Here is a 24,107-nt window from a genome sequence, read left to right as displayed (position 1 = left end):
CTTTGATTCTTTAGTGACGATTCGGAAGTGCGGCGTTGCCGGATCGTCAAGCGGGACAGAAAATCGGGGAGTGCCATTTATGGCGAAGGCGGACGCGTGGGGCGCGCCCGGTGGGACGGCGTTTGAGCGTCGCGAGGCGCGAAGCGACGGTCTCGCTGGCAATACGCGGCTCATCGCCGAACCTGCCTACCGACGGCTGCTGGCAGCCGAGCCGCTGTTGCGGCGATCGATACCGGCCCTCATCATCATCTTTCTGTTGATCATCGCAGTACTGCGCTTTCTGTCGCTGATGAACGAGCGCGACGAGATCGAGCGCGACGCCAAGGCGATCCTTGCGCTGGCCGCCGGCCAACTGGCCAGTTCGATCGCCGCCGACGCGACCATGGTTTCCGCGCCCGGCGCGATCCAGGACCTGCTGGAGAGCACCGGTCGTCAGGGCGCGATGGGCCGAAGCCACGTACTGGCGATCACCGACAGTGCCTTCAAGATCATTGCCGTATCGCCGCAGTCGATGCACTGGGAGGGGCGATCGCTCGATGGCGTCGTGCAGGGCGGGCAGCCGCTATTCATGTTCGGCGACCGCGCCGGGGTGATGGAGGTCAGCATCGGCGGACAGGACTGGTACGCGGCAGTGAGCCTGGCGAATGGCCGAAGGGGTGCCGCGGCAGCGTTCGTGCCGCAGGAGGCAGTTTTTGACGCCTGGCGCAAGACCGTCTCGCTCAACGTCACGCTGTTCGTGCTGACGGCTGGTGTGCTGATCGTCATCCTCTACGCCTATTTCGGCCAGGCAGCGCGTGCCCAGACCGCCGACCGCATCTATCTCGAAGCCCACCAGCGCATCGACATGGCGCTGGTGCGCGGCCGCTGCGGCCTGTGGGACTGGGACATGGTGCGCGGCAAGATGTATTGGTCGCGCTCGATGTACGACATGCTGGGCTACGAGCCTTGCGACACGATGCTGTCGTTCGGCGAAGTCGACGAAATCATTCATCCCGAGGACGGCGATTTGTTCGAACTCGCCAATAGGATCGTCACACGCGAGATCGACCATATCGACCAGGTGTTCCGGATGCGCCATGCCGACGGGCAATGGGTTTGGATGCGGGCAAGAGCACAGGTTATCGACCCGGAAGCGCCGGAGATCCAGCTGATCGGCATCGCCGTCGACGTCACCGAGCAGCGGCATCTGGCGCTGCGCTCCGAAGCCGCGGACCTGCGCCTGAGGACGGCCATCGAAAACATCAACGAATCCTTCGTCTTGTGGGATTCGTCCGAGCGCCTGATCATGTGCAATTCCAAATACCAGCAGGACAACGGCCTGTCGGATCGCGACGTGATGCCGGGCGCCCCGCGCGCCGTGCTGGAAGAACGCATGCTGGCCTTCGCCTCGGAGCGGCGGCTTGCCAACACCAACGGGCCGCAGGGGGGCGTGACCTTCGAGCGCCAGCTTGCCGACGGCCGCTGGCTGCAGGTGAACGAGTTGCGGACAAGGGACGGCGGCACCGTCTCGGTCGGCTCAGACATCACCCAGATCAAGCTGCACCAGGAGAAGCTGGTCGACAGCGAGCGCCGGCTGATGGCGACAATCCACGACCTCAGCCTTGCCCGCCGCGCGGAAGAAGAACGGGCTCGTGAGCTCGTCGAGCTCAATCGCAAATACATGAAGGAAACCGAACGGGCCGAAGCGGCAAACCGGGCCAAATCCGAATTCCTGGCCAACATGTCGCATGAGTTGCGCACCCCGCTCAACGCGATCATCGGCTTCTCGGAACTGATGGAACGGCGGCTGTTCGGGCCGCTGGGTTCGCCGCGCTACGAAGAGTATGCCACCGACATCAACGGCAGCGGCAAATATCTTCTCGGTGTGATCAATGACATCCTCGACATGTCGAAGATCGAGGCCGGCCAGTTCGCGCTGGACCAGGAAGAAATCGATCTCTGCCCGCTTATCAGGGAAACGGTTCGCGTCGTTTCCCTGCAGGCGGCGGAAAAATCGATCACCGTCGAAACCCGCATCGCCGATTCGCTGACGCTGTTCGCCGACCGCAGGGCGATCAAGCAGATCCTCATCAACCTTCTGTCCAATGCAGTGAAGTTCACCGGGCAAGGCGGCCACATCTCGGTCAGAGCCCGCAGCATTTCCAGCGCGCTGATCCTGACGATCGAGGACAATGGCTGCGGCATCCCGAAGGCGGCGCTGAGCAAGCTCGGGAGGCCATTCGAACAGGTGCAGAACCAGTTCTCCAAGAGCCATGCCGGCTCCGGCCTCGGCCTCGCCATCTCGCGCTCGCTGGCCGAGCTTCAGGGCGGCGCGTTGAAGATCCGCTCGACCGAAAGCGTCGGCACGATCGTCTCGGTACGCATTCCGATCAAGAAAGCCGCGCAGGCGGTCAGGGCGGCTGCCTGAACGACAAAATAAGTCTCCGGCGGCGCGTGCCGCCGGAGCGTTTCCAATTTTCACTGCACGCCGTCAGCGCCACCATCGCCCTCGCCGTCCCATTGGCGGTGACGGCCGGGACCCTTCGGCAGTTCGTTTTTCTCGATCTTACCGTCATTGTCGCGGTCGAGCATGGCGAAGACCTTCTTCTGGCGGCTGGTGATGTCGTCGGCGGTCAGCGTGCCGTCGCCCTTGGTGTCGTAACGGGCGATGATGCGCCTGGCCATCTGCTCGAAGCGCGCCTTCTCCAGCGCGTCGGCGAGCTGTGCCACGGTCAGCTTGCCGCCATTGTCAGCGACCATCTTCTTCAGCCGCGCGTTCATGGCGTCGGAGAACTGGTCGAAGGTGATGGTGCCGTCATTGTCCTTCATGACCTTGCCGAGGCGCATCATCATGCCGTCGCGCGGCCCGGCGCCGGAGTGCTCGTCTGCATAGGCTGCCGTGCCGACGGCGCCGGCCAGGGCTGCGAAAACGAGTGCAAGTCTGGTTGTCTTTCTCATGGTCTTCTCCTGTTGCATCGTCACCCCCGATGCTAGAGCGGCGGACCTTCAATCCCCTGCTCTATCTCTTTGATTGAACATCGGAACCTCCCAAAAAAGGTCGCAATTTTGGGTCCGATGCTCTCGCCCGTACGGCTGGTTGCCGTCAGGGTTGTTTCGCACGAAGCAGAAGGTCGAAATCCTTTCTGACCTTCTGCGACGTCTCCTTGAGGTGCGCTTCAAGCACACCGAAATCCGGCAGGTCGGTGACCGCAAGAAGCAGATCGGAAAGTCCTGGCGGAACGTCGTCGCGTTCGAACGCGCCGGTGAGGCAAAGCCGTATCATCTGGGTCAGCGCCAGATAGAGCGAATAGGCATCCACCAGTTCCTGCCTGACCTGGGCGCTGGCGAAATCCGGCGCCAGCCGCGACAGGACCTCAGCCGTGCCGGTGGCCCTGCGGCCGGCTTCGATCTTTCCCGTGATCAGCGCAACCTGGGCAATGAATTCAAGATCGATGAGGCCGCCCGGGATCAGCTTGATGTCCCAGGGATCGCGCGGCGGCTTCTCCTTGCCGATCATGGCGCGCATCTCGGATGCCTCGGCCATCACCTTGGCTGGATCGCGCTGCAGAGCGAGCACTGCGGCAACTTCCCCTTCGACCTCGCGGCAGAGCTCGGCATCCCCGCCGATCGCGCGGGCCCGCGCCAGCGCCATGTGCTCCCACGTCCAGGCGTCCTGGCGCTGATACTTCTTGAAGGCATCGACATGCGTGGCCACCGGCCCCTTGTTGCCGGACGGCCGCAGGCGAAGGTCGACCTCGTAGAGCACGCCCTCGGCGGTCGGCGCGGAAACGGCGGCGATCAGCCGCTGCGTCAGCCGGCTGTAGTAATGCGACGGGGCAAGCGGCTTGTCGCCGTCGGACTCCTCGGCATCGGCGTCGTGATCGTAGAGCAGGATGAGGTCGACGTCGGAACCTGCCGTCAGTTCGCGGCTGCCGAGCTTGCCCATGCCGAGCAGCGCCACCCTGCCGCCGGCAATATAGCCGTGACGCAATGCGAATTCCGCCATTACCGCCTGCAACGCCGCCTCGATGGTCAGGTCGGCGAGATCGGAAAAAGCGCGGCCGGCGCGCGGTGGGTCGATCGACCCGGCAAGCAGTCTGACGCCGATCAGGAATTTTTGCTCCGAAGCAAAGATGCGCAGCCGGTCGAGCACGTCTTCATAGGCCCTATCGCCTTCGAGGAAGGCGGCAAGGCGCGCCGACAGATAGGCGCGGTTGGGCAGTTCGCTCAGCAGCGCCGGATCGAGCAGGCCATCGAAGACATGCGGCCGGCGCGTGATGATGGCGGCTAGCCGCGGTGCCGCGCCCATTATCGTCGCCATCAGCTTCAGCAAGGCCGGATTCGACTGCAGCAGCGAAAACAGCTGGATGCCGGCAGGCAGGCCGGCAAGGAATTCGTCGAAGCGGATCACCGCCTCGTCCGCTCGCCGCGTCTGGCCGAAGGCTTGCAGCAGCGCCGGCGTCAGTTCGGTCAGCCGCTCGCGCGCTTCCGCCGACCGGGTGACGCGGTAGCGGCCGAAGTGCCAGCCGCGGATAACCCGGCAGATGTCGCTCGGCCGCTGGAAGCCGAGCCGCTGCAGGGTCTGCAAGGTATCGGGATCGTCGACGTCGCCGGTAAAGACCAGATTTCCGATGCCGGCCGAAAGCTCCGGCGCGGTTTCGAACAGCGCTGCATAGTGGCGCTCGACCTGGTGGAGTGCGGCGCGGAACGTTTCGGCAAAGCCAGCCGCATCGGCAAAGCCCAGCATGCGGGCGACGCGCTCCAGCCCCTCTTCGTCCTCCGGCAGGATATGCGTCTGCTGGTCGGCAACCATCTGGATGGCGTGTTCGACGCGGCGCAGGAACCAGTATTGCCTGGTGAGCGCATCGCGCGCGTCGGCGGTGATCCAGCCGCGCGTGGCGAGCTCGCCGAGCATCGGCACGGTCTCGCGGCCGCGCAGTTCGGGAAAGCGGCCGCCGGCGATGAGCTGCTGGGTCTGGACGAAGAACTCGATCTCACGGATGCCGCCGCGACCGAGCTTGACGTTGTGGCCTTTGACCGCGACCTCGCCATGGCCCTTGTGGGCGTGGATCTGGCGCTTGATCGAATGGACGTCGGCAATCGCCGCATAGTCCATGTATTTGCGCCAGATATAGGGCTGCAGTTCCTTCAGGAACGCGGCGCCGGCGGCAACATCGCCGGCCACTGGGCGCGCCTTGATCATGGCGGCGCGCTCCCAGTTCTGGCCGCGCGCCTCATAATAGCGCAGCGCCGCCTCGACCGGGATCGCCAGCGGCGTCGAGCCGGGGTCGGGACGAAGCCTGAGATCGGTACGGAAGACGTAACCGTGCTCGGTGCGGTCCTGGAGGATACGGACCAGCCGGCGGGTCAGGCGCGAAAACAGCTCTGTGGCATCGAGCGGATCGACGACGGCAGGCGCATCGGGGTCGAAGAAGACGACGAGGTCGATGTCGGAGGAGAAGTTCAGCTCATGCGCGCCGAGCTTGCCCATGCCGAGCAGAATCCAGCCCGAGCGTCGCGCCGGATTTTTGGGATCTGGCAATCGGAGCTTGCCCTGCTCATGCGCGTCGCGGAGCAGGAAATCGACGGCCGCACGCGTGCAGGCGTCGGCAAGCTCGCTTAGTCGCCGCACCGTCAGCGAGGTCTCGGCCTCGCCGGCGAGATCGGCCAAGGCGATCAGGAAATGCGCCTCCGCCTTGCATTGGCGCAGCTCCATCATCAGGCTGCTTTCGGAGACGGCCTCTGCGCGTGCTGCCTTGTCGACCGCGGCGCCGATCGATGACAGCCGCGCCTCGACCGTCCCGTCGAAAAGCGCATCGAGTATCCGCGGCCGGCGGCGCGCCGTATCGCGCAGGAACGGTGATAGGTCGAACACGGCGGCGAGGAAATCCTGGACGACCCCCTCGCCGGCCAGAAATTTCGCCAGTCGCGGCAGTTCTTTTTGCCGCGCGGCGTCGGCGATCTCCGACAATTCCTGCCTGGCGCGGCTTGCATCCAGCGGAACGAGCTTTAGCGCGGGCTTCAACAGCCAGTCCGCTTCCAGGCGTCGCACTGCCATCCTCGCCACCATCAGCGATCCTCCCGCCCGGGAAAACTCATGACAACCGACAATCCGGGATTGCCGGGCAGAAGCTCAAGCCGTCCATTGTGGAACGTCATGATCGCCTTGGCGAGGCTCAAGCCAAGGCCGGAACCCGGCTGCGAGCGGCTCTTTTCCAGCCGCACGAAACGCTCGGTCACCCTGGCGCGGTCGACATCGTCAGGAATACCCTGGCCGTTGTCGGAAACGGCGAGCCTGATCTCGCCACCGACACGCTCCAGCGTCACGCGAACCGTAGGCCTGGACGTCGAGTCGGTCGAATATTTGATCGCGTTGTCGACGATGTTGGACAGCGCCTGGCCGATCAGCTCGCGATTGCCGTTGACGACGAAAGAACCTTGCACCGAAGATTCGAGCGTCACGCCCGCCTCCTCCGCCACCGGCTCGTAGAGTTCGACAACGTCGTGCACGGCAGCGGCCAGGTCGACCCTGGTGGTGCTTTCGGAGGAATAGCCGGCCTCCAGCCGCGAGATCATCAGGATGGCGTTGAAGGTCTTTATCAGCTGATCGGATTCGGCGATCGTTCCTTCCAGCGCCTGCCGGTAGTCGCTGGCGTTGTGCTTGCCGGAAAGCGTCGCCTCGGCGCGATTGCGCAGCCTGGTCAGCGGCGTTTTCAGGTCGTGGGCGATGTTGTCGGAGACCTGCTTCAGCCCCTCGTTCAGCGTGCCGATCCTGGCCAGCATGGAATTGAGGTTTTCCGACAGCCGGTCGAACTCGTCGCCGGCGCCGGTGACCGGCAGCCGGCCGGAAAGATCGCCACCCATGATGCGGCGGCTCGCCTCCGACACGCTGTCGATGCGCTTCAGCGCCGCGCGCCCGACGAAGAACCAGATCAGCAGCCCGCCGACGCCCATCATGCCGAGCGCCAGCATCAGAGCGCGGCGAATGACGGCGCGGAAGCGCTCCGGCTCGCCGAGGTCGCGGCCGACCAGCATGATCATCTGGTTGGGCAGGCGCAGCACCAGGGCAATGGCGTTATGGCCCTTCTCGCCTTCGGCCTGTACTTCGCTCTGGGCGGGTTCGTTCGGGTCGGAGACCGGGTTGCGCTGCCGCTCGAGCTCGCCCTCGCCGAAGCGGCGGTAGGAGAACGGCTCGGTGGTCCAGCCCTCGGTCTCGATCACGCCCGGCTCCAGGCTCTGCACGTTGCCGGTCAGGATCTGGCCGTTGGCATCGGCAATCAGATAGAGATTGGCGCCGGGCTGGCGGGAGCGCTGCTCGACGACGCGGACCAGCACCGGCAGGCCGCCGCGCTGATAGGCGCGGGCAAGGCCGAGCACCTCGTCGTTGATCGTCTCCTGCGTCTGGGCGGTCAGCATGCGCGCCGACAGCGAGGTCATGTACAAGACCAGCAACACCGCGCACAGCGCAAAAAGCAGAAGATAAAGCGCTGAAAGCCGCGCTGCCGTCGTCCTCATGATGGCCGGCACGGAAAGAGCCATGGGATTCTAGCCGCTTTTCAGCATATAGCCGGCGCCGCGAACCGTGTGCAGGATCGGCTTGTCGAAGCCCTTCTCTATCTTGCCTCGCAGCCGCGAGATATGAACGTCGATGACGTTGGTCTGCGGATCGAAATGGTAGTCCCAGACATTCTCGAGCAGCATGGTGCGCGTCACCACCTGGCCGGCGTGGCGCATCAAATATTCGAGCAGGCGGAACTCGCGCGGCTGCACCGTTATCTCGCGCCCGGCGCGCCGCACCGAGTGCGACAGCCGGTCGAGTTCGAGATCGCCGACCCGGTAGACGGTTTCGGCTTCCCTGGCGCTGGCGCGGCGGTTCAGCACCTCGACGCGGGCGAGCAGTTCGGAAAAGGCGTAGGGTTTGGTCAGATAGTCGTCGCCGCCGGCGCGCAGACCGGTGACCCGGTCGTCGACTTCGCCGAGCGCCGACAGGATCAGCACGGGCGTCGTATTGCCTCTGGACCTGAGCCCGGCGATGACGGACAGGCCGTCGCGGCGCGGCATCATGCGGTCGACGACCATGACGTCATAGTCGCCGGAATCGGCGAGCGCGAAGCCGGTTTCGCCGTCGCCCGCGACATGGGCGGTATGGCCGGCCTCGGCGAACGCCTTCTGCAGATAGTCGGCTGCCTCGCGATCGTCTTCTATGACGAGAATCTTCATAGAACCGTTATACGCGATTTCGCTGGAAGATTGAGTGGCCGGCATATGCATCGTGGCCTTCTCCATGGCGTATCGCGAACAAAGTGATTCAGGGATACGCGGTAAGTCTTTGTTTTAGCATGTCGTAGCCTAAAACCGCTTCACGCCTTGAGCGGCATGTTCGAGCGGCAGCGGGCGATGGGAAGCCCGCTGCCGCTGGGGCGGAACACGATGACTGACTAACGCATTCAGGCCCCGTGCTTTCCCGTGCGGCGGCTCGGGGGTGTTGAAAACCGCCGCTCCGGAAAAGTCGAACCGGTCGTCAGCCCTTGGCGACAGGCAGCGCGACGAAGCGGTTGCTGTCGTCGCGGGTGATCTGCATCAGCACCGCCTTGCGGCCGGACTTCACCGCGTCGGCCATCGCCTTGTCGACGTCGCCGGTGCCGGTCACTTCCGTCGAATTGACGGAGGTGATGACGTCGCCGGGCTGGATGCCGCGATCGGCGGCATCGCTGTCGGGGTCGACGTCGGTCACCACAAGGCCCTTGCCATTGTCGGACTTGGTGACGGTCAGGCCGAGATCGGCGAGCGTGTCGGTCTTCGGCGCGGGGGCAGGCTGCTGGTCGGCCGAGGCCTGCTTGTCGCTCGACGGCAGCTTGCCGAGATCGACCTTGACCGCCTCGCTCTTGCCGTTGCGCCACACTGTGACATCGACCGATTTGCCGGGCGGGTAAGCGCCGATCAGACGGGCGAGTTCCTTCGGCGAAGCAACGTCCTTGCCGTCCACCTGGGTGATCACGTCACCGGCGGTGATGCCGGCCTTCTTGCCGGGACCATTGTCCTGCGCGCTGGCAACGAGCGCGCCCTTGCCGGACCCAAGGCCAAGCGACTCGGCGATTTCGGGGGTGACCGGCTGGATCTCGACGCCGAGCCAGCCGCGCTGCACGGTGCCGTTCTTCATCAGATCCTGCACGACCTGCTTGGCGGTCGAAGCGGGAATGTCGAAGGCAATGCCGACGCTGCCGCCCGACGGCGAGAAGATCGCGGTGTTGATGCCGACGACCTGGCCGTTGAGGTTGAAGGTCGGGCCGCCCGAATTGCCGCGGTTTACCGAGGCGTCGATCTGGATGAAGTCGTCATAGGGGCCGGCGCCGATATCGCGGCCGCGGGCCGAAACGATGCCTGCGGTAACCGTGCCGCCGAGGCCGAACGGATTGCCGACAGCCACCACCCAGTCGCCGACGCGAACCTTGGAATCATCGGCGAAGTCGACATAGGTAAACTTGCTGCCGTCATCGACCTTGAGCACGGCAAGATCGGTGCGCGGATCGGTGCCGATCAACTTGGCGTCGAGTTCCTTGCCGTCATTGGTCACCACGGTGAAGGCGGTGCCCTCCTCGACAACATGGTTGTTGGTGACGAGATAGCCGTCATCGGAGATGAAGAAGCCGGACCCTTGCGCCACCGGCCGCGGCTGGTCGTTGTTGCGGTCACGGTGTCCAAAACGGCGCATTCCGTTCGGGCCCTGATCGCCGCCCTGATCGCCAAAGCCGCGGAATTCGCGGAAGAACCGGCGCAGCTGCGGGTTGTCGGGAAGATTGCCTAGGCCGTCCTCGTCGTCCATCTGGCCGGAACCGTCATCGGCCGTCGACTGGATCTTGGCCTTGACGCGCACGCTGACGACCGCCGGAGAAACGCGCTCGACCACATCGGCGAAGCTTGGGACCTGCGGTGCCTCGACACGCACGGCGTCGGCCAGCACCGGGGCTGTCCCGGTGGCAACAGCACCAAAGCCGATCGCGCCGGCAATGGCCAGGGATGCGGCTGCGGCCAGCAGGCGTTTGCGGGTGCGAAGATATGAATTGGGGGCAACATTCATGGTTCTCGTATCCTCTTTTCAAGGGACGCCCCTTGATTGGCATCCTCGACAAAGGAAATAGCGAGCCGCACATTACGGCGCCATTTCCGGTACATGAAACTTTCGTAATGTATCACCGACAAAGGCGCATAAATCTCTGGTCGTGCCCGTCCGGTGCCCTATCAATTCAGCACAAGGCTTTCACTGTGACAGCAAACGCCACCATGACGATTCGGGTTTCGTCCGAAACCAAGCTGAAGCTTGAGCAGATCGCCGCTGTCACTCGGCGCAGTAAATCCGTCCTCGCGGCCGAGGCGGTTTCGGCCTATGTCGATCGCGAGCTTGAGATCATCGAAGGTATCAAAGGCGGCATGGCCGACGCGGCAGCCGGCCGCGTCATGTCCCACGACGAAGCCATGGTGGAAATCGACGCCATCATCGAAGCGGTGGAAGCCAGGCGCGCGGACAAGGCGTGAAGCGGTCGTCGCCCGGTCGCGCGAAGCACTGGACGACGTTAAACAGCAAGTCGCCTTCGTCGCACGAGAGAGCCCGGCCGCCAGACACGTCGCGCGACTGGCCGCCGGAGGAATGGCCGGATTAGCGGACTAGCTATCCAGCATCTTGTCCAGCGCCGCCTGTTCCTCGGCAGTTAACGCAGCCGTCGCCGTCGAGCGGCGCGAGCGGGCGGCCAGCAGGATGAACGTCCCGCCAACGAGCAGCAGAAGAACTGGCGTCCCCCAGAGCAAGACATTGCGCAGATTGAAGCGTGGCTTCAGCAGCACGAACTCGCCGTAGCGCGAAACGACATAGTCCATCACCTGCTGGTCGGTATCGCCAGCGACCAGGCGCTGCCGCACAAGGATGCGCAGGTCGCGGGCGAGGTCGGCATCGGACTCGTCGATCGACTGGTTCTGGCAGACCATGCAGCGCAGGCCTTCCGACAAAGCGCGCGCCCGCGCCTCGAGCGCCGGGTCGGCGAGCACTTCGTCGGGCTTGACCGCCTGCGCGGCGCCGGCGAACAACAGCGCCAGCAGCAGGATCAGCGAGGCCAGTGTGACCCTTCTCATTGTGGGCTCGCCGATGGCACGGCGGCCGCGGCCTTGCGGCGCGACGGTGCGCCGACGCGCAGGCGGCGGTCGAGCAGCGACATCGCCGCCCCCGCCATCATCACCAGTCCGCCGCCCCAGATCAGCGTCACCAGCGGCTTCCACCACAGACGAACGACGACGGAGCCATCGCTGGCCTCGTCGCCAAGCGAGAGATAAAGCTGGCTGAAGCCGATCGTCTTGATGCCGGATTCGGTCGTGGTCATCTGGCGCACCGGATATGAGCGCTTGGCCGAAATGATCTCGCCGGTGACGCTGCCGTCGGCGCCAAGCAGGGCGAAGCGGCCGCGATCCTCACTGTAGTTAGGCCCCTGGGCCGGGTAGAGCCCCTCGAAGCGCAGCTTGTGGCCGGACAGTTCGACGGTCTCGCCGGCATGCATCGCCAAGATTTTTTCGGTGCCGAAGCAAAGCGTGCCGACAATGCCGAGCGTCGTCAGGCCGAGGCCGAGATGCGCAAGCGCTGTGCCGAAGACCGAGCGCGGCAGGCCGGCGAAGCGCCTGAGCATGGCGGCGGGCGCGACGGTGCCGAAGCCGGATTTGACGGCAAGGTCGGTGAGCGCGCCGCAGATCAGCCAGAAGGCAAGGCCGACACCGAGTGCCGCCAACACCGAAGCGCCATCGATGAACAGGGCCGTCACCAGCACGGCGAGCAGCGCCGCCGCGAAAGCCGCCATCAGACGCTGGGCGACCGCGAAAACGTCGCCGCGCTTCCAGGCGAGCAATGGCCCGAACGGCACGACGACTAGCAGCGGCACCATCAGCGGGCCGAATGTCAGGTTGAAGAACGGCGCGCCTACCGAGATCTTGTCGGCAGACAGGGCTTCGACGGCGAGCGGGTAGAGCGTGCCGACCAGCACGGTGGCGGTGGCGGTGGTCAGGAACAGATTGTTCAGCACCAGCGCGCCTTCGCGCGAGATCGGGTGAAACAGGCCGCCGGCCGTCAGCCGGGAGGCGCGCAAGGCAAACAGCGCCAGCGAGCCGCCGATGAACAGCGTCAGGATGCAGAGGATGAACACGCCACGCGTCGGATCGGTGGCGAATGCGTGCACCGAGGTCAGCACGCCGGATCGCACCAGGAAGGTGCCGAGCAGCGACAGCGAGAACGTCAGGATCGCCAGAAGCAGCGTCCAGATCTTCAGCGCCGAGCGCTTTTCCATGACGATCGCCGAATGCAGCAGCGCCGTGCCCGCCAGCCACGGCATGAAGGATGCGTTCTCGACCGGATCCCAGAACCAGAAGCCGCCCCAGCCGAGCTCGTAATAGGCCCAGTAGGAGCCCATGGCGATGCCGCCGGTGAGGAACATCCAGGCAACCAATGTCCACGGCCTTACCCAGCGCGCCCACGAAGCGTCGATGCGGCCCTCGATGAGGGCGGCGACCGAGAAGGAAAAGCAGATCGAGAAACCGACATAGCCGAGATAGAGCAGCGGCGGATGGATGGCGAGGCCGAGGTCCTGCAGGATCGGGTTGAGATCGCGGCCTTCGATAGGCGCCGGATTGAGCCTGACGAACGGGTTCGACGTCGTTAGGATGAACAGGAAGAAAGTGGCGCCGATCGCTCCCTGCACGGCAAGCACATTGGCCCGGAGCGTCGCCGGAAGATTGCCGCCGAAGACGGCGACAAGCGCGCCGAAGAAGGTCAGGATCAGCACCCAAAGCAGCATCGAACCTTCGTGATTGCCCCAGGTTCCGGTGATCTTGTAGATCAGCGGCTGCAGCGAATGCGAGTTCTCCCAGACGCTCTCGACGGAAAAATCGGAGCCTGCATAGGCGGTTGCCAGCGCCACGAAAGACAGCGCCGTCAAGGCAAAGCCGGTCAGCGCGGCCGGTGCCCCGACGGCCATCATCTTGTGGTTGCCGGTGCGCGCACCGAACAGCGGCACCATCGTCTGCACCAGGGCCAGCGCAAACGCCAGGACCAGGGCGAAATGTCCGGTTTCAACCATTGTCGCCGCGCTCGCTAGATCTTGCCGCAGGTTCTTGCCGCAAAACCGTGGACACCCTCGGGCCAAGCTCGAGGGCAGGCTTTTGCGGAACCTTTCTACTCACTCTTGCTCTCCTGCCATACGCCCTTGGCCTTGAGGCCGTCGGCCACTTCCTTGGGCATATAGGTCTCATCATGCTTGGCCAGCACGCTGTCGGCGACAAAGATCCCGTCAGGGCCAAACGAGCCTTCGGTGATCACGCCTTGCCCTTCCCGGAAGAGGTCGGGAAGAATGCCGGTATAGGTAACCTTGACGTCCTTCTGGTTGTCGGTCACCGAAAAGGCGACGGTGGCGCCTTGGCTACGCTCGACGGTGCCTTTTTCGACGAGACCGCCGAGCCTGATACGCTGGCCCGGCTGAAGACTGGCGGTGGCCAGATCGGCCGGCATGTAGAAATAGGAGGCCTTCTGGCCAAGCGCATAGAAGGTCAGCCCGGTTGCAACACCGAGAAACGCCAGCCCCGCGGCGATCACCGACAGTCGTTTCTGCTTGCGCGTCATCGTCTACTCCGTCGCCGTCACGCCGAGCGAGGCAGCAAAGGCGGTGAATTTCCTGGCCTGGTCACTGTCGGCGCCAAAGACGGCGATACCGCGATTGAGCGCGTCACGCGCCTGATCTGTCTTGCCCAGTACGACATAGGAACGAACGAGCTGCATCCACCCTTCCTCGTCGCGCGGATTTTGCCGAAGCTTTTCGTCGAGGCCGGCAACCATGGTGCTGATCATGGCTTGCCGGTCCTGCGGCGACATCGAGGAAGCAGCATCGATATCCTCGGCGCTCGGCCCTTTCGCAGGCGTTTCCGAAGCTACGCTGCGGGCGGCGGATTCGGCCAGCGCCTGCTCGACGGCACCGCGCCACGGCGAGCCCTGCGGCAAGGCGGCAAGCATCCTTTGCCAGGCCGCCGTGGCTTCAGCTATGCGGCCTTCCTGTGCCATGCCCATGGCGAGATAGAACGAGGCCTTGGGGTTGGCCGGATCGAGCTTCAACGCCGCCTCGAACGCCGCCTGCGCATCGGCTGAGACAATGCCGCCGGCCGCATTGGCGATCGCCTCGCCAAGACCCGCTTGGCGGGCGGCGCTGTCGCCGTCGAGGCGGATGGCGTTGCGATAGGCAGTCACCGCATCGGCGTATCGTTGCATGCGCAGATAGACCGGCGCCAGCACGTCCCAGCCGCGGCCGTCGGATGGGTTGGCCGCCAGGTGCGCCTCGGCGCGGGCTATCAGCTCGTCGACCGAGCTGTCGGCGGGGTTCTTGGCCAGGCGTTCGCTGAGCGGCTGCGACGGCAGGTCAGGTGAGCCGAGCTGGCCATAGAGGCCCCAGCTGACCAGTGGAACAACCAGCACGGCAGCCGTCGCCACCAGCCTTGTCGACCGCGACGGCGGCGTCGCCGTCGCGTCGGCCTGGCCGGCATTGCTCAGGCGAAGGATACGACGGGCGATTTCGGCGCGGGCCTCTTCGGCCTCCATTGGCTGGATCAGGCCACGCGCCATATCGCGGTCGAGCTCGGCCAGCTGGTCGCGATAGACTTCAAGGTCGTGATCGCCGGCAGCGGACGCGTTATTCGAACCGCCGGCCAACGGCAGCAGCACCGCCAGGCTTGCGCCCAGCGTCAGGATTGCGGCTATGACCCAGAACAGCATGGCTCTTCCAATAGAACGAGACCCTTGCCCTGCCAACACAAGCGTGCTGCGACGCTTTGGCGGGACCGCTCCGATCGATAATGCATGTCGCGAAAAGTGTGCAGCGGTATTGCGATAACGACCATGCATCAAACAAGAACCTAAAGCGCATCGCACGAGGCCGGTCGAACGCGCCGCGCTTTAGTGCCGGACCGGAATCGGCGGATCGACGGCCGGACCAGCTACGTCAGCGGCGTCCAGCTGCCGTCGGCATTGCGGCAGGCGGTTCCGCGCGCTGTGGCGCCGGCGGTACCGGCAAACACCGTATGGGTGTATTGCCGGCAGTCCTGCGAGCCGACGCGATAGGGCTGGGCGGCAACCACTTCGCCGCGATGGGCCGAACTGTCGCTCTTCCAAGCCACTTTCTGGCCGCTCGCCGTGTATTCAAGCGCCTTGTATTCCGCCTCGAGCGCGCTGCGTTTCTCGGTCTCGCTCAGGCCGGCGCCGATCGAGCCGCCGACGAGGCCGCCGCCCATGGCGGAGATGATCGTCGTCGCCACCTTGGCGCCGCTGGGGGGCGTCGCGGCCGGCGTCACCGTAACGGCCGGGCCGCCCTTGCCGAGCGTCGTGCAGCCGGAGACGGCGAGCAGGGCGGAAACGAGCGCGACGCGAATCTTCATGCCAATACCGGCTTTCTTGAGCTGGACCGCCGCGCTGTCAGCAGGCTGACGCGGCCATAATGTCGATGTTTGTCGGAAATTTGGCCGCAGCCGGCCACCTGGAAAAGCAATCTGGAAAAGCATTACTGAAGGCTCCGCAATCGAACCATCGCCTTCAATCCACCCATGACGGATCGTTCCAGCGCCAGAACGCCTCCATACTCGTTGACAAGGTCGGCGACAATGGCAAGTCCGAGCCCGCTTCCCGGTTTTGTCTCGTCGAGACGCCGTCCGCGCTGCAACACCTCGCGCGCCTTGTCGTCGGGAATGCCGGGGCCGTCATCCTCGATGCTAATCTCGAACAGATTGGCGGCACCTTCCTTGCCGGCGCCACCCTTGCTGGAGATCGGCTTGACCGAAACGGCGACGGCGCTCCTTGCCCATTTCATCGCATTGTCGAGCAGATTGCCGAGCAGTTCCTCCAGGTCCTCGCGCTCGCCGGCGAAGACGATTTCGGTGGCCGGCAGTGAGAGCGACAGCGCCGTCTGCGGGTTGAGCTTCTGCAGCACCCGCACCATGCGCTGGACCAGCGGCGTCACTGGCGTCCGGTAGACGACGCTGTCGCGCTGCGCGGCGACGCGGGCACGTTGCAGATAGTGGTCCACTTGCTTTTGCATGGAGGCAGCCTGCTCAGCGATCAGCTGCCCCTTGGCGCCACCCAGCGCCCGCCCCTCGTTGAGCAGCACGGCAAGCGGCGTCTTCAGCGAGTGCGCCAGGTTGCCGACCTGCGTGCGCGACCGCTCGACGATACGCCTGTTGTTCTCGATCAGTGCATTGGTCTCGTTGGCGAGCGGCTCGATCTCGGCCGGGAAACGGCCGTCGAGGCGTTGCGCGGTTCCTTCGCGCACCATGGCAAGCGCATTCCTGACCCGGCGCAGCGGCTGCAGGCCGAGCAGGATGGCAATCGCGTTGATGGCGATCATGCCGACGCCGAACAGCGACAGATAGGTCAAAAGGCGCCGCTGGAAGGTGGCGATTTCCTGCTCGAGCTCGGTCTGGTTGCCCATGACGCGGAAGCGCGCGGCGCGGTTTTTCGCATCGAGGACGAACTCGCTCTCGAACACCTCCAGTTGTTCGCCTTCGATGCCGTCCGCTGAATAGCTGCGCTGGAAGCTGGCATTGAAGGGCACCTCGGCGACGCTTGGCGACGGGATCGCCTTGGTCATCGACGACGAATGGAGATCGCCGTGCACACCTTCCGAGGCGGGCTCGACCGACCAGTACCAACCGGAATTCGGCTCCGAGAACCTCAAATCGCCAAGGTCGGGGGCGCCCGTCAACTGGCCGCTTTCGGAAACGCCGACCGAGCCGATCAGGTTGAACAGATGCGCCGAAAGCAGGCTGTCGAAACCGCGCTCGCTGGCCTGGCGATAAAGCGTGGTGATCAAGGTGAAGATGACGACCAGAGTGAGGATCGCCCAGACCGTGGAAAAGGCGATGACGCGAAACGCCACCGAACGCGGCCATGACCGCAGCGACGGCGTGTTCGAGACGGCGGGTTTTGTAGGCAGCGGTTCCGCGTTACGCCTCCGGCTTACGCATGCGGTAGCCCATGCCGCGAACAGTTTCGATCATGTCGATGCCCATCTTCTTGCGAAGCCGTCCGACAAAGACCTCGATCGTGTTGGAATCGCGGTCGAAATCCTGGTCGTAGAGATGCTCGACCAGCTCGGTCCGGGACACCACCTCGCCCATGTGGTGCATCAAATAGGCAAGCAGGCGGAATTCGTGCGAGGTCAGCTTCAGCGGCACGCCGTCGACGTCGGCCTTGGAGGCCTTGGTGTCGAGACGCAGCGGCCCGCAGGTCAGCTCGGATGAAGCGTGCCCGGCAGCACGCCGGATCAGGGCGCGCACCCTGGCCAGGATTTCCTCGATGTGGAAAGGTTTGGTGACGTAGTCGTCGGCGCCGGCGTCGATGCCGGCCACCTTGTCGCTCCAGCGGTCGCGTGCCGTCAGGATCAGCACCGGCATCTTGCGGCCGCCGCGCCGCCAGCGCTCGACCACGCTGATGCCGTCCATCTGCGGTAGGCCGATGTCGAGCACCACGGCATCGTAGGGCTCGGTGTCGCCGAGAAAGTGCCCTTCCTCGCCGTCGAAAGCGCGGTCGACGACATAGCCGGCATCGACCAGCGCGTCGCCGATCTGCCGGTTGAGATCCTTGTCATCTTCGACGACGAGTACGCGCATGCGGAAGGCCTGTTGAAGCTGTTCAGATATAGGCCGATTCCGGCGGACTGGGAAACGGCACGGTTCAGTTCAGCGGAACGACGATCTCCGAGCGACGGGGACGCTGCCCGTCCTTGCCCGGAACGAGCACGACGATGACGCAGACCGGCTGGCCGCCGCGTGTCGACTGCGAGGCCTTGGCCAAGGTGCCGCCATTCTGCTCCGCCACCTGCTGGCCGATCGCGTAGCAGTCGGACGCGGCGAGGACGACTGGCTGAGTCCACTCGGGCGCGACAGCGGGGATCGCCATCGCTTGCGACGCAAGCAGGCCGGCGGCTAAGAGCGCCAGTACCGCGGTCAAGAAGTGGAAGCGAAGGGTTTTCATGACCAGCGTTCTAACGCGCCGGTGCTGAACGTGATATGAACGGTGAACGCTCGAATGCATGCCCGCCACACCCCTGAAGCGCGAGATTATCGGATTGCCATTTCGCCGCCCGGCCCCGCGAAATCGCCAATGTGTAACCTAGCCCTGCAATCCTTCGCCGACAACCGGCATCATCAGGCGGGCAGGACCATTTGGGAGGACGAAGCATCCGGCCCAAGACACCGATGGCAGTTCAGGCGAACCGAACCTGAAACAAAAAACCCGCCTCTGCGGCGGGTCATGGCGCCATCAGCACCATAGTTGAATTAGTAGCATAGCTGCCAGCACAAAGCAAGAACAAAATTGCCCGATTTGCGAAAAGGTGCCCGGTGGTCAGCCCTCGTCCTTGATCACGGCGCGGAAGCGCAGCAGCCCGTGATGGGCCGAAAGGTCCTCGTCGTAGCGGGCTTCAGCGAATTCGAGCTTGAGGTGGGCGCGGCGATGTCCGCCAAGCGAGAGTGCCGTATCGCGCAGGCGGGTGCTGACTAGGTCCATGATGTCATTGGTTTCCTTGCTGGCCTCTGATTTCGACCAGACATGCAACGTCAGCAACTGTTCTGTGTCGTTCTCCATCCCCGTTGCCCAATCGTAGACGCTGGTGCGGCCGAAGGTCATGTGGGGGAACGCAACATTTTCCGGCGCATGGTCGAACAGTCTTGCATCGCCCAGTGCCGCCGACAGGTCGGGATCGCCGTTCACTGCCTCGAATATGGCCCTCTGCAATTCGACGGCCGGCGCGGTCATCGTCTTTCCCTTCGCCCGTCGCGTCGACCTCCCGGCTGCGTAGCTGCGTTGCATGAAGGCATCCCGGCAAAGCGCGAATCAGCGCGTCTCGTGCGGATTATGAACCTTCCTGCTCTCGGCAATAAGCCCTGCTCCTGGAATGCGCGACGCCGGGCCCTCCGCGCCAACCTGCGCGAATTCATTTGGCATGCAGGAGATCGAAAAAATGATGCTATGACGATGTCTGGTTTTTCCAAACATTCGAGGTCGTTTTTCGTGCGCGAGCCATCGCTGCTGCCTGTTTTCGGAAAGCTTGGGGCCAAGGCGCCGCCGGTCGCGATTGCGGCGTCGACCATGTCGACGACCGTCAAGAGTCTGGTCAACCGCACGCGGGAGGTGCTCTCGGCGCACGGTAGCCTGGCCCTGAAGCTGTCCGTCGTTTTGTGGACGCTGCTTGTCCTGGCGGCAGTATTCTTCATCGCCCAGGCCTGACCGAGCGACACTCATCGATCGGGCGGAAACTAAAGGACGCCAAGATGGCAAACCGCTACGCGCTGCGTATGGAACGTCCTCACAGTTGGACCGTCTTCGACGTCTTCACCGGCCAGCGGGTCGAGCTCAAGCAGCAACCCATGGTCGGCATTAACACGCGCGATGCGGGCGCGATGGTCGATCGGCTGAACAGTCGTGACATCGCGGCGGGCGAAGGCGGACCGGAAGCCCCGAGAAAGCGTCTTGTGGACGGATCGCGACGGATCTAGCGAAAATCGGCCGCAGTCAGCACATATATGCTCCTGCGGGTGCGGGCATAGGCATTCCTGGCGACATCGTGGATCGAGCTGGAAGCCGTGTCGAAGGCCGCCAGATAGGTAGCTTCCGAGGCCGCCGTTCCCGGCTGCACTTTGGAGATGGCATCGGTTGCGACAGAGAAGGAGATCTGGAACATGCCGTCATGGCCGACGAAGCGGATGCGTTTGCTTGCCTCGTCGTAGCTGCGGCTGGGATTGGGAAATGTCAGGCTCATGATTTGGCCTCCGTCGATGCAGATACGGCATGCTTGACTGTCCGCGCCGCCCGCTTCTTCTTTGGGGCGACCGGATTCAGAGCTGCCGCCGCGCGATCCGCCTCTTCCTTGGCCAGTCGCAATTCCCTCAGCTTCGCCGTCTTGATCATCCTGGCCTTCGCCTCCGAGAGATATTCGGCAGTTGCTTTGTTCCGCTCCGCTGTTTTCTTTTGATTTTCCATGAAGCGAGCCTGAGCTTTTTCCATGATGTTCTGATTGCCTTCGGCCATCGGTAAATCTCCCTTGCAGCGAAAGTCGTGAATGTGAGCTTCACCGTAAAATAGGTGTTCAAGGACAGAAATTCAATTTCATTAATATTCGGCAAGGCCCCGAACACCGGGGGATGGCCAAGCAAAATAATACATTCAATATTTGACATGCCCTATGAATATTTTTTGGCACTCCTATCAATCGAGTGCCAGAGCGCCTATAGAGAGGGGCGGCCGCCTAAGCCGGCCCCAGAAAGAGTCCCCATGAAATTCCGGCCACTCCACGATCGCGTCGTCATTCGGCGCGCCGAAAGCGACACCAAATCCAAGGGCGGCATCATCATCCCCGACAATGCCAAGGAGAAACCGCAGGAAGGCGAAGTGATCGCCGTCGGGCCGGGCGCGCGGGACGAAAGCGGCGTGCTGATGGCGCTCGACGTCAAGGCCGGCGACCTCATCCTGTTCGGCAAATGGTCCGGCACCGAGCTCAAGATAGACGGCGAGGACCTTCTGATCATGAAGGAGGCCGACATCATGGGCATCATCGACAAGAGCGAGATGGGCATCATCGACAAGAGCGAGACGGGCATCATTGCCAAGAGCGTGGCTGCCAAGAAGGCCGCCTGATTGGAATGCCGCGCGCCCAACCGGGCGCGCAAAGGATGCTCCAAGCTTTGATTCAGGCGCGCTGCAAGCGTCTTGCCACGACCAACCGAACTGGAAAAAATCATGTCTGCCAAGGAAATCAAATTCTCCACCGACGCGCGTGACCGCATGCTGCGCGGTGTCGAAATCCTCAACAACGCCGTCAAGGTGACGCTCGGCCCCAAAGGCCGCAACGTCATCATCGACAAGGCCTATGGCGCGCCGCGCATCACCAAGGACGGGGTGACGGTGGCCAAGGAAATCGAACTTTCCGACAAGTTCGAGAACATGGGCGCACAGATGGTGCGCGAAGTGGCCTCGAAGACCAACGACCTCGCCGGCGACGGCACCACCACCGCCACAGTGCTTGCCGCTTCCATCCTGCGCGAGGGCGCCAAATTCGTCGCCGCCGGCATGAACCCGATGGACCTCAAGCGCGGCATCGACCTTGCCGTCAGCGCTGTCGTCAAGGAAATCCAGGCGCGCGCCAAGAAGGTCAAGTCCTCAGGCGAGATCGCGCAGGTCGGCACCATTGCCGCCAATGGCGACACCAGCGTCGGTGCCATGATCGCCAAGGCGATGGACAAGGTCGGCAATGACGGCGTCATCACGGTTGAGGAGGCCAAGACCGCCGAAACCGAACTCGACGTCGTCGAAGGCATGCAGTTCGATCGCGGCTATCTCTCGCCCTATTTCGTCACCAATGCCGAAAAAATGCGGGCCGAGCTGGAAGAGCCCTACGTGCTCATCCACGAAAAGAAGCTCGGCAATCTGCAGGCGCTGCTGCCCATCCTCGAAGCCGTGGTGCAAAGCGGCAGGCCGCTGTTGATCATCTCCGAGGACGTCGAGGGCGAAGCGCTGGCGACGCTGGTCGTCAACAAGCTGCGCGGCGGCCTCAAGGTCGCGGCCGTCAAGGCGCCTGGCTTCGGTGACCGCCGCAAGGCGATGCTGGAAGACATCGCCGTGCTCACCGCCGGACAGATGATTTCCGAGGATCTCGGCATCAAGCTGGAGAACATCACCATAGACATGCTCGGCCGCGCCAAGCGCGTGCTGATCGAGAAGGACACCACCACGATCATCGACGGCGCCGGCGAGAAGACCACCATCCAGGCGCGCGTCCAGCAGATCAAGGGGCAGATCGAGGAAACCACTTCCGACTATGACAAGGAGAAGCTGCAGGAACGTCTCGCCAAGCTGGCGGGCGGCGTTGCCGTCATCCGCGTCGGCGGCGCCACCGAATCCGAGGTCAAGGAAAAGAAGGACCGCATCGACGATGCACTGAACGCCACGCGCGCGGCCGTGGAAGAAGGCATCGTTCCCGGCGGCGGCGTCGCGTTGCTGCGCGCCAAGGCTGTGCTGAACGGGCTGACCGGAGCCAATGCCGATGTGACGGCGGGCATTTCGATCGTGTCGAGAGCGCTCGAAGCGCCAATCCGGCAGATCGCCGAGAATTCCGGCGTCGAAGGTTCGATCGTCGTCGGCAAGCTCGCCGGCAGCAAGGACCACAATCAGGGCTTCGATGCCCAGAACGAGGTCTATGTCGACATGATCAAGGCCGGCATCGTCGACCCCGCTAAGGTGGTGCGGACGGCGCTGCAGGACGCGGGCTCCATTGCCGCGCTCCTGATCACTGCTGAAGCCATGATCACCGACGTTTCAGCCAAGGAAGCCGCTGCTTCGACCGGCGGCATGGGCTATTGACCAGCCGCTGCCGGAAACAAGCCTGAAAGACAGCCGCCGGGGTATCTTCCCCGGCGTGCACCATCGGCAAGGAGATCGATCCATGATCGCATTCGTCCCGAAGCCAAATGCGGCGGCGAAGACCAAAGTGGCCGAGGAAAGCCGCTTCGATCGCATTCGCAGGCTTGCCGACAAGTACAGGAAAGCCGACGCCGGCACGATAGGCCGCGACCCGAAAAAGATCGCGGACAAGCGTCCCATGTGACCCGCGAGATCAGCGTCAGATCATGAGACCGGCGGCCAAAAGTCTACAAGCATCCGTTTCCAGCGCCGACGGTTGTCAAGTCAACGGCTTGTTACCTCGGCGTCCCGCAAACTCGACCTGACGCTGCGGACGAGGACGAGCATGGTTTCCACCGCCTCTTCGTCAGAGAGGCCCTGGTTCTCGACAAGCGACAGCCAGGTCGTGAAGTCCAGCGCATGTCCTATCGTGGCAACGAGCAACCTTGCAGTTCCGCCATCCGGGTCGAGGTAGCCTTGTGAAAGGATCGCGACGCCTTTTGCGAGAACCTCTCGCCTGCGGGCCAGTGCCGCGGCAACCACCGGCATTTCGGCATCGCGATACAGATTTGCGAGGAGTTGCCGCTTGCGCCTGTAATAGCCGTAGAGCTGGAAAAGCGCTGTCCGGAGCCGGACTTCCGGTTCGACGATCGATCGCCAGGCTTCAGGGTTGGGTGGCGGGTCCTGGCCGAACGAATATGCCGAGCAAGCATTGAAGACCGCTTCCTCGTCGGGAAAATGACGGTAGACGGTTAGCCGTTGCACCCCCGCTTTCTCAGCGATGGCGCTCACCGTCGTTCGCGATGGGCCCACCGAACAGTGCAGATCGAATGCTGCGCGGGCGAGCGCAAGATGGGTCTCGGCCTGCTTGATCGCGCGTCGCTGCAACCGGTATGAGCGCCGCTGGCCTTCTTTCAGTGAACTCATATGATCACCGATATTGACTTGGGTTCGAATGGCGCGTAGAAATGGGTGATCGGCAGCGTACACCCATTTTCAGGAGGATGATATGGAACACGCAGTGCCTGATCCAAGCCTCCAACGTACGACGGCTTACTCGCCTCACAGCCATTCATCTGATCCCATCACAATTCTGCCTGGAGCCGGTGACCGCTTTGATCTGGGCGGTTTCGGCATCCACTGGAAGATAGACGGATTCCACACCGGGGAGCGCTTCTCCATCGTGCACCATCCGCTCGCCCCTCGTGCGCTGGCCGCGCCCTTGCACCGGCATCACCGTGAAGACGAATATTCATATGTGCTGAGCGGCAGTTTGGGCGCGTTGCTTGGAGAGAACGTTGTTACCGCTGGGCCGGGCACATGGCTGTTCAAGCCGCGAGGCGAATGGCATACGTTCTGGAACGCGGGCGACACGCAGTGCGAAATCATCGAAGTGATTTCGCCTGCCGGCTTCGAGAATTATTTCCGCGAACTGGCCGTCATCTGGCCAGACAGAACAAAGTCCGGCGAGCTTTTGCGGAAGTACGAACTGGATATGGACTTCGATAGTGTTCCAGGCCTCTGCACCCGATTTGGACTGACATCCGCACGCACCGCCGCTGCAACGGCTGAACCGCTCGCGATATCTTCATCGCCCTCATCTTCATCGCCCTTGTAGGCAGCGCCAAAATGGACGAATAGTCATAGTGGTGCGCCGCCGTGAAATTGC

The 24,107-nt window shown here is 63.5% G+C and carries 25 protein-coding genes; 8 read left to right on the top strand and 17 right to left on the bottom strand.

Features of this window, described 5'->3' with window-relative positions; all coding sequences use genetic code 11:
* Window positions 1-79: 79 nt before the first annotated feature.
* Complete coding sequence (locus AC0L2Y_RS05670; protein WP_473554471.1) at window positions 80-2,407, top strand: PAS domain-containing sensor histidine kinase; 2,328 nt, start codon at window positions 80-82, stop codon at window positions 2,405-2,407.
* Between the two features lie 50 nt (window positions 2,408-2,457).
* Here the strand turns inward: AC0L2Y_RS05670 and AC0L2Y_RS05665 are convergent, their stop codons facing one another.
* The 5 genes from AC0L2Y_RS05665 to AC0L2Y_RS05645 all read right to left on the bottom strand — a co-directional run bounded on the left by AC0L2Y_RS05665 (window position 2,458) and on the right by AC0L2Y_RS05645 (window position 10,057).
* Window positions 2,458-2,937, bottom strand: coding sequence for an EF-hand domain-containing protein (locus AC0L2Y_RS05665; RefSeq protein ID WP_473554470.1), 480 nt, complete (start codon window positions 2,935-2,937; stop codon window positions 2,458-2,460).
* Window positions 2,938-3,082: 145 nt separating this feature from the next.
* Window positions 3,083-6,049 carry a bifunctional [glutamine synthetase] adenylyltransferase/[glutamine synthetase]-adenylyl-L-tyrosine phosphorylase gene (locus tag AC0L2Y_RS05660; protein WP_473554467.1) on the bottom strand — a complete coding sequence of 989 codons (2,967 nt, stop codon included), beginning with the start codon at window positions 6,047-6,049 and terminating at the stop codon, window positions 3,083-3,085.
* On the bottom strand, window positions 6,049-7,518 hold the full coding sequence (locus tag AC0L2Y_RS05655; protein WP_473554466.1) for an ATP-binding protein: 1,470 nt from the start codon (window positions 7,516-7,518) through the stop codon (window positions 6,049-6,051). Before AC0L2Y_RS05655 ends, AC0L2Y_RS05660 begins: the two co-directional genes overlap by 1 nt.
* Window positions 7,519-7,524: 6 nt before the next feature.
* Entirely contained in the window at window positions 7,525-8,199 is a 675-nt protein-coding gene (locus AC0L2Y_RS05650; protein ID WP_352469008.1) for a response regulator transcription factor, read from the bottom strand.
* Window positions 8,200-8,500: 301 nt separating this feature from the next.
* Window positions 8,501-10,057, bottom strand: coding sequence for a Do family serine endopeptidase (locus AC0L2Y_RS05645; RefSeq protein ID WP_352469002.1), 1,557 nt, complete (start codon window positions 10,055-10,057; stop codon window positions 8,501-8,503).
* A gap of 203 nt (window positions 10,058-10,260) precedes the next feature.
* On the opposite strand from AC0L2Y_RS05645, the gene AC0L2Y_RS05640 reads away from it, so the two are divergent.
* Entirely contained in the window at window positions 10,261-10,512 is a 252-nt protein-coding gene (locus tag AC0L2Y_RS05640) for a CopG family ribbon-helix-helix protein (protein ID WP_473554807.1), read from the top strand.
* A gap of 129 nt (window positions 10,513-10,641) precedes the next feature.
* On the opposite strand, the gene AC0L2Y_RS05635 is transcribed toward AC0L2Y_RS05640, so the two are convergent.
* The 9 genes from AC0L2Y_RS05635 to AC0L2Y_RS05595 form a co-directional block, all read right to left on the bottom strand.
* Entirely contained in the window at window positions 10,642-11,103 is a 462-nt protein-coding gene (locus tag AC0L2Y_RS05635) for a cytochrome c-type biogenesis protein (RefSeq protein ID WP_473554465.1), read from the bottom strand.
* Window positions 11,100-13,088: a heme lyase CcmF/NrfE family subunit gene (locus AC0L2Y_RS05630; RefSeq protein WP_473554462.1), complete on the bottom strand. Its 1,989-nt coding sequence runs from the start codon at window positions 13,086-13,088 to the stop codon at window positions 11,100-11,102. Before AC0L2Y_RS05630 ends, AC0L2Y_RS05635 begins: the two co-directional genes overlap by 4 nt.
* Window positions 13,089-13,183: 95 nt before the next feature.
* A complete protein-coding gene (gene ccmE, locus AC0L2Y_RS05625; RefSeq protein WP_473554460.1) occupies window positions 13,184-13,627 on the bottom strand; it encodes a cytochrome c maturation protein CcmE in 444 nt (147 codons plus the stop codon).
* 3 nt (window positions 13,628-13,630) lie between these two features.
* The gene (ccmI, locus tag AC0L2Y_RS05620; RefSeq protein ID WP_473554458.1) at window positions 13,631-14,767 is read right to left on the bottom strand and encodes a c-type cytochrome biogenesis protein CcmI; all 1,137 of its coding nucleotides are present in this window, start codon (window positions 14,765-14,767) and stop codon (window positions 13,631-13,633) included.
* Window positions 14,768-14,988: 221 nt separating this feature from the next.
* A complete protein-coding gene (locus AC0L2Y_RS05615) occupies window positions 14,989-15,426 on the bottom strand; it encodes a hypothetical protein (protein ID WP_473554457.1) in 438 nt (145 codons plus the stop codon).
* A 122-nt stretch (window positions 15,427-15,548) separates the two neighbouring features.
* On the bottom strand, window positions 15,549-16,976 hold the full coding sequence (locus AC0L2Y_RS05610; protein ID WP_352490940.1) for an ATP-binding protein: 1,428 nt from the start codon (window positions 16,974-16,976) through the stop codon (window positions 15,549-15,551).
* Window positions 16,977-16,986: 10 nt separating this feature from the next.
* Window positions 16,987-17,652, bottom strand: a complete 666-nt coding sequence (locus tag AC0L2Y_RS05605; RefSeq protein WP_023718390.1) for a response regulator transcription factor — start codon at window positions 17,650-17,652, stop codon at window positions 16,987-16,989.
* A 64-nt stretch (window positions 17,653-17,716) separates the two neighbouring features.
* The gene (locus AC0L2Y_RS05600) at window positions 17,717-18,016 is read right to left on the bottom strand and encodes a hypothetical protein (RefSeq protein ID WP_473554454.1); all 300 of its coding nucleotides are present in this window, start codon (window positions 18,014-18,016) and stop codon (window positions 17,717-17,719) included.
* Between the two features lie 372 nt (window positions 18,017-18,388).
* Window positions 18,389-18,799: a DUF3168 domain-containing protein gene (locus AC0L2Y_RS05595; protein WP_352665893.1), complete on the bottom strand. Its 411-nt coding sequence runs from the start codon at window positions 18,797-18,799 to the stop codon at window positions 18,389-18,391.
* Between the two features lie 48 nt (window positions 18,800-18,847).
* On the opposite strand from AC0L2Y_RS05595, the gene AC0L2Y_RS05590 reads away from it, so the two are divergent.
* Window positions 18,848-19,270 (top strand): hypothetical protein, encoded by a 423-nt coding sequence (locus AC0L2Y_RS05590; protein WP_473554452.1) that lies wholly within the window; start codon window positions 18,848-18,850, stop codon window positions 19,268-19,270.
* 44 nt (window positions 19,271-19,314) lie between these two features.
* Window positions 19,315-19,539, top strand: coding sequence for a hypothetical protein (locus AC0L2Y_RS05585; RefSeq protein WP_473554449.1), 225 nt, complete (start codon window positions 19,315-19,317; stop codon window positions 19,537-19,539).
* Here the strand turns inward: AC0L2Y_RS05585 and AC0L2Y_RS05580 are convergent.
* Both AC0L2Y_RS05580 and AC0L2Y_RS05575 read right to left on the bottom strand, forming a co-directional pair.
* A complete protein-coding gene (locus tag AC0L2Y_RS05580) occupies window positions 19,536-19,802 on the bottom strand; it encodes a DUF1488 family protein (RefSeq protein WP_023718394.1) in 267 nt (88 codons plus the stop codon). The two genes, AC0L2Y_RS05585 and AC0L2Y_RS05580, sit on opposite strands and share 4 nt — an antisense overlap.
* Entirely contained in the window at window positions 19,799-20,071 is a 273-nt protein-coding gene (locus AC0L2Y_RS05575) for a hypothetical protein (RefSeq protein WP_292658482.1), read from the bottom strand. Before AC0L2Y_RS05575 ends, AC0L2Y_RS05580 begins: the two co-directional genes overlap by 4 nt.
* Window positions 20,072-20,314: 243 nt before the next feature.
* Here AC0L2Y_RS05575 and AC0L2Y_RS05570 point away from each other — a divergent pair, with 243 nt between their 5' ends.
* From AC0L2Y_RS05570 to AC0L2Y_RS05560, 3 genes are all read left to right on the top strand, one after another.
* Window positions 20,315-20,677, top strand: coding sequence for a co-chaperone GroES (locus AC0L2Y_RS05570; RefSeq protein ID WP_473554445.1), 363 nt, complete (start codon window positions 20,315-20,317; stop codon window positions 20,675-20,677).
* A gap of 102 nt (window positions 20,678-20,779) precedes the next feature.
* Complete coding sequence (gene groL / locus AC0L2Y_RS05565; RefSeq protein WP_473554443.1) at window positions 20,780-22,399, top strand: chaperonin GroEL; 1,620 nt, start codon at window positions 20,780-20,782, stop codon at window positions 22,397-22,399.
* Between the two features lie 82 nt (window positions 22,400-22,481).
* Window positions 22,482-22,643: a hypothetical protein gene (locus tag AC0L2Y_RS05560; RefSeq protein WP_352490842.1), complete on the top strand. Its 162-nt coding sequence runs from the start codon at window positions 22,482-22,484 to the stop codon at window positions 22,641-22,643.
* Between the two features lie 80 nt (window positions 22,644-22,723).
* Here the strand turns inward: AC0L2Y_RS05560 and AC0L2Y_RS05555 are convergent, their stop codons facing one another.
* The gene (locus tag AC0L2Y_RS05555) at window positions 22,724-23,428 is read right to left on the bottom strand and encodes a TetR/AcrR family transcriptional regulator (RefSeq protein ID WP_352490841.1); all 705 of its coding nucleotides are present in this window, start codon (window positions 23,426-23,428) and stop codon (window positions 22,724-22,726) included.
* Window positions 23,429-23,447: 19 nt separating this feature from the next.
* On the opposite strand from AC0L2Y_RS05555, the gene AC0L2Y_RS05550 reads away from it, so the two are divergent.
* A complete protein-coding gene (locus AC0L2Y_RS05550) occupies window positions 23,448-24,056 on the top strand; it encodes a cupin domain-containing protein (RefSeq protein ID WP_473554440.1) in 609 nt (202 codons plus the stop codon).
* Window positions 24,057-24,107 lie beyond the last annotated feature (51 nt).

The organism is Mesorhizobium sp. WSM4830, assembly GCF_055811495.1.
This window is presented reverse-complemented; position numbering and strand designations above follow the sequence as displayed.

What these genes read in the sequence shown, in the direction of transcription:
- AC0L2Y_RS05670 (WP_473554471.1), top strand. Translation starts at nt 80, where the DNA reads ATGGCGAAGGCGGACGCGTGGGGCGCGCCCGGTGGGACGGCGTTTGAG.
- AC0L2Y_RS05665 (WP_473554470.1), bottom strand. Translation starts at nt 2,937, where the DNA reads ATGAGAAAGACAACCAGACTTGCACTCGTTTTCGCAGCCCTGGCCGGC.
- AC0L2Y_RS05660 (WP_473554467.1), bottom strand. Translation starts at nt 6,049, where the DNA reads ATGGTGGCGAGGATGGCAGTGCGACGCCTGGAAGCGGACTGGCTGTTG.
- AC0L2Y_RS05655 (WP_473554466.1), bottom strand. Translation starts at nt 7,518, where the DNA reads ATGGCTCTTTCCGTGCCGGCCATCATGAGGACGACGGCAGCGCGGCTT.
- AC0L2Y_RS05650 (WP_352469008.1), bottom strand. Translation starts at nt 8,199, where the DNA reads ATGAAGATTCTCGTCATAGAAGACGATCGCGAGGCAGCCGACTATCTG.
- AC0L2Y_RS05645 (WP_352469002.1), bottom strand. Translation starts at nt 10,057, where the DNA reads ATGAATGTTGCCCCCAATTCATATCTTCGCACCCGCAAACGCCTGCTG.
- AC0L2Y_RS05640 (WP_473554807.1), top strand. Translation starts at nt 10,261, where the DNA reads ATGACGATTCGGGTTTCGTCCGAAACCAAGCTGAAGCTTGAGCAGATC.
- AC0L2Y_RS05635 (WP_473554465.1), bottom strand. Translation starts at nt 11,103, where the DNA reads ATGAGAAGGGTCACACTGGCCTCGCTGATCCTGCTGCTGGCGCTGTTG.
- AC0L2Y_RS05630 (WP_473554462.1), bottom strand. Translation starts at nt 13,088, where the DNA reads ATGGTTGAAACCGGACATTTCGCCCTGGTCCTGGCGTTTGCGCTGGCC.
- ccmE (WP_473554460.1), bottom strand. Translation starts at nt 13,627, where the DNA reads ATGACGCGCAAGCAGAAACGACTGTCGGTGATCGCCGCGGGGCTGGCG.
- ccmI (WP_473554458.1), bottom strand. Translation starts at nt 14,767, where the DNA reads ATGCTGTTCTGGGTCATAGCCGCAATCCTGACGCTGGGCGCAAGCCTG.
- AC0L2Y_RS05615 (WP_473554457.1), bottom strand. Translation starts at nt 15,426, where the DNA reads ATGAAGATTCGCGTCGCGCTCGTTTCCGCCCTGCTCGCCGTCTCCGGC.
- AC0L2Y_RS05605 (WP_023718390.1), bottom strand. Translation starts at nt 17,652, where the DNA reads ATGCGCGTACTCGTCGTCGAAGATGACAAGGATCTCAACCGGCAGATC.
- AC0L2Y_RS05600 (WP_473554454.1), bottom strand. Translation starts at nt 18,016, where the DNA reads ATGAAAACCCTTCGCTTCCACTTCTTGACCGCGGTACTGGCGCTCTTA.
- AC0L2Y_RS05595 (WP_352665893.1), bottom strand. Translation starts at nt 18,799, where the DNA reads ATGACCGCGCCGGCCGTCGAATTGCAGAGGGCCATATTCGAGGCAGTG.
- AC0L2Y_RS05585 (WP_473554449.1), top strand. Translation starts at nt 19,315, where the DNA reads ATGGCAAACCGCTACGCGCTGCGTATGGAACGTCCTCACAGTTGGACC.
- AC0L2Y_RS05580 (WP_023718394.1), bottom strand. Translation starts at nt 19,802, where the DNA reads ATGAGCCTGACATTTCCCAATCCCAGCCGCAGCTACGACGAGGCAAGC.
- AC0L2Y_RS05575 (WP_292658482.1), bottom strand. Translation starts at nt 20,071, where the DNA reads ATGGCCGAAGGCAATCAGAACATCATGGAAAAAGCTCAGGCTCGCTTC.
- AC0L2Y_RS05570 (WP_473554445.1), top strand. Translation starts at nt 20,315, where the DNA reads ATGAAATTCCGGCCACTCCACGATCGCGTCGTCATTCGGCGCGCCGAA.
- groL (WP_473554443.1), top strand. Translation starts at nt 20,780, where the DNA reads ATGTCTGCCAAGGAAATCAAATTCTCCACCGACGCGCGTGACCGCATG.
- AC0L2Y_RS05560 (WP_352490842.1), top strand. Translation starts at nt 22,482, where the DNA reads ATGATCGCATTCGTCCCGAAGCCAAATGCGGCGGCGAAGACCAAAGTG.
- AC0L2Y_RS05550 (WP_473554440.1), top strand. Translation starts at nt 23,448, where the DNA reads ATGGAACACGCAGTGCCTGATCCAAGCCTCCAACGTACGACGGCTTAC.